We start from the raw sequence: 2,851 nt of genomic DNA, 5'->3' as shown, positions 1-2,851 counted from the left end.
ATATAGACAGGTGTATGAATGATTGTAACTATTCAGCACATTGCATCGTTACTCAACAAGTAGTAAACTCGGGACTGTCCCCAGCTTCACCGGGGGCTGTCCCAGATGTTTACGGACTATGAAACAACGTCGGTATGCGCCGCAAAAGCCTGGGACAGTCCCCTTTTAAACCGAAAAGTTCGGGGACAGTCCCGGTTTTGCTTACAGCAGTGCATTTCATAAGGATGTGCTGAATAGTTACGAATGATTTATGATATAATTTCTCCTTATTATGAATCCAGGGTCCGACGAACTACCAGGCCTATTTTCGCCAGCAGATAAGGCTTTTTCACATAGGCACCGGCACCCAGCCGCTGGGCCTCCCGGACCCGTTCCGACTCGGAATAACCACTGGCAATAATAACCTTCTGCCCGGGAGTTCCGGCGCTGATTCGTCTGTAGGTTTCCAGACCGTCGATACCGGGATCCATGATCATATCCAGGATCACCAAGTCAACTGCATGATCTTCCAGGTATGCAACGGCTTCTTCACCACTGGCCAGCGAGGTTATTTTATACCCCAGGCTCTGCAACATCTCAGCGGCAATCTGCCGTTGATCGGCCAGGTCATCAACTACCAGGATATGCTCTCCCTTGCCGGTATATTCATCAGCAGAGATTATGCCGGCACTTTTATATAGTTGTTGTCGGGTAGCCGGAAAATATAATGAAAAGGTCGTCCCTTTATCTTCAGCACTCTGAACGTCAATATGTCCTTGATGGTCATGGACAGCATTCCAGATAATTGCCATACCCAGGCCGGTACCGCTGCGCCCCATAACCTTCTTACTATAAAACGGTTCAAAAATTTTTTCAATATCTGCTTCGGGGATACCGGTGCCGGTATCCGCCACTTTACAAACAACATATTCACCTTCAGCAACTCCCGCAAAACTTTTCTCTGTTCCATCTACATAACAATTCCCGGTCTCAATAGTCAAGGTTCCCGCTGCCGACATTGCTTCCATGGCATTGACCACCAGGTTCATGACCGTTTTAATCAGATGAAGATGAGAACCTACCATATTCAATAAATCTGGTGCCAGCTTGGACATCAGATTGATATCAGGATATAATGATGTCAGCTTTTCAAATTCTGGACTTTCCAGATAATCAGTAATAATCCGGTTCAGGTTGACAACTTCTTTGGTGTCAGCTCCCCGCCGGGCCAGGGTTAAGAGATCGTTAACAATCGCCGCCGCTTTTTCACCCGACTTCTGGATGATCAACAGTGACTTTCGTAAAGGATCATCCGGACCCACTTTTTGTAAAATAAGCTCCGGATAAGTCACCAGACCCGAGAGCACATTGTTGAGATCATGGGCCACCCCGGCCGCCAGCAGGCCGATTCCTTCCATCTTCTGCGCCCGTTGCAGCTTCGATTCCAGCTCTTTCTGGACACTGATATCCCGCAGGTTAATAACACTGCCGGCGGTATCACCTTCCTTTGTATGATAAATTGCCGCACTGATACTAACCGGAATTTCTTGACCATCCTTGTTAAATCTCTTGGTTTCATAACCGGAAAAATTCTCTCCGGCCAGCACTTTTTCGATCATCATTTTGGTCAACGGCCAGGTTTCTTCGGGAACAAAATGATCCAGCTTGCGGCCCTGAAGCTCTTCCATCGTCCAGCCAAAAACCCGGGTAAAGGCGGGGTTCAGATAAACCACCAGGCCTTCACGGTCATACACTACCACCGGATCAGGATTGGATTCCAGGACCGTCCGGTATTTTTCTTCGCTTTCCTCTAATGCCTTAGCTCCCTGTTTAAGCGCGGTTATATCATGACCAATGCTGACCAACCCTTTCCGGGAACCGTCTGGATGAAAAACCGGTATTTTAGCCACTTCAAAGATCATTTTTCTGCCGAAAACATCGGGAATGAGCTGTTCCCGTCGATAGACCTTCCCTTGTTCCCAGGCCAGGGCATCCATTTCCTTACCCTCCAGGAAAACCTGGCTGAAGTCCCCATGCAAACGAGACATTTCCACATTTGATTTTTTTATATATCCTTCTTCGCCAAGCTGAAAAATCTGCCGGCAGGCTTGATTGGTAATCTGCCAGCAACCATCCCCATCTTTCAGACAAATAATATCAGGAATGCCATCTATTAGAACGCGCAGCCACTCTTTACTCTCCTTTAATTCCACCTGGAACCTAAGAAGCTCCTCCCGCTCAGCTTCAAGCACTTCATTGGTAATCAACAGCTCAATATTCTTTTCCTCAATATTTTTTTCCAGCTCCTCTTTCGATTCCAGCAGCTCTTTTTCGGCTAGTTTTTTGTCCGTAATATCATGACCGATACAAAAGATTTCCTGAAGCTCACCCGGCTCCCCATAAAACGCCTTATTGGTCCAGGATATCCAGATCCGTCTGCCATCCTTGCACATATTTTCATTTTCATTATTTTGATACAATTCAGGCTGCTGCACAAGATTACCAATCATATCCTGCAGATCTTTACCGCTACTGTCTTTCTGCGGGACGATGGTCCCCACCACCGACTTGCCAAGAATCTCAGTCGCCGCATAACCAAAAAAACGCTCACCAAAAGGGTTGAGGTAGAGGATTTTTCCCCGGGAATCCAGACGCAAAATGATACTGTCTACATTTTCAATTAATAAACGGTAATACTGCCAATCCTGGGAAACCAAATTATTATCCTTATTTACTGTAAGAAAAAATGATGGTAACTATTCAGCACATTGTATTGCACCTTAAGTAGTAAACTCGGGACTGTCCCCAGCTTCACCGGGGGCTGTCCCAGATGTTTACGGACTATGAAACAATGTCGGTATACACCGCAAAA

General features: G+C 46.5%; 1 protein-coding gene. It reads right to left on the bottom strand.

Going from position 1 to position 2,851, the window contains the following annotated elements; all coding sequences use genetic code 11:
- Positions 1 to 269 precede the first annotated feature (269 nt).
- The gene (locus tag U9P07_08235; protein MEA2109389.1) at positions 270 to 2,696 is read right to left on the bottom strand and encodes a PAS domain S-box protein; all 2,427 of its coding nucleotides are present in this window, start codon (positions 2,694 to 2,696) and stop codon (positions 270 to 272) included.
- Positions 2,697 to 2,851: the final 155 nt, after the last annotated feature.

The organism is Pseudomonadota bacterium, assembly GCA_034660915.1.
Lineage (GTDB): Bacteria > Desulfobacterota > Anaeroferrophillalia > Anaeroferrophillales > Anaeroferrophillaceae > DQWO01.
The sequence above is the reverse complement of the archived record's forward strand: the minus strand, read 5'-3'. Positions and strand labels throughout refer to the sequence as shown.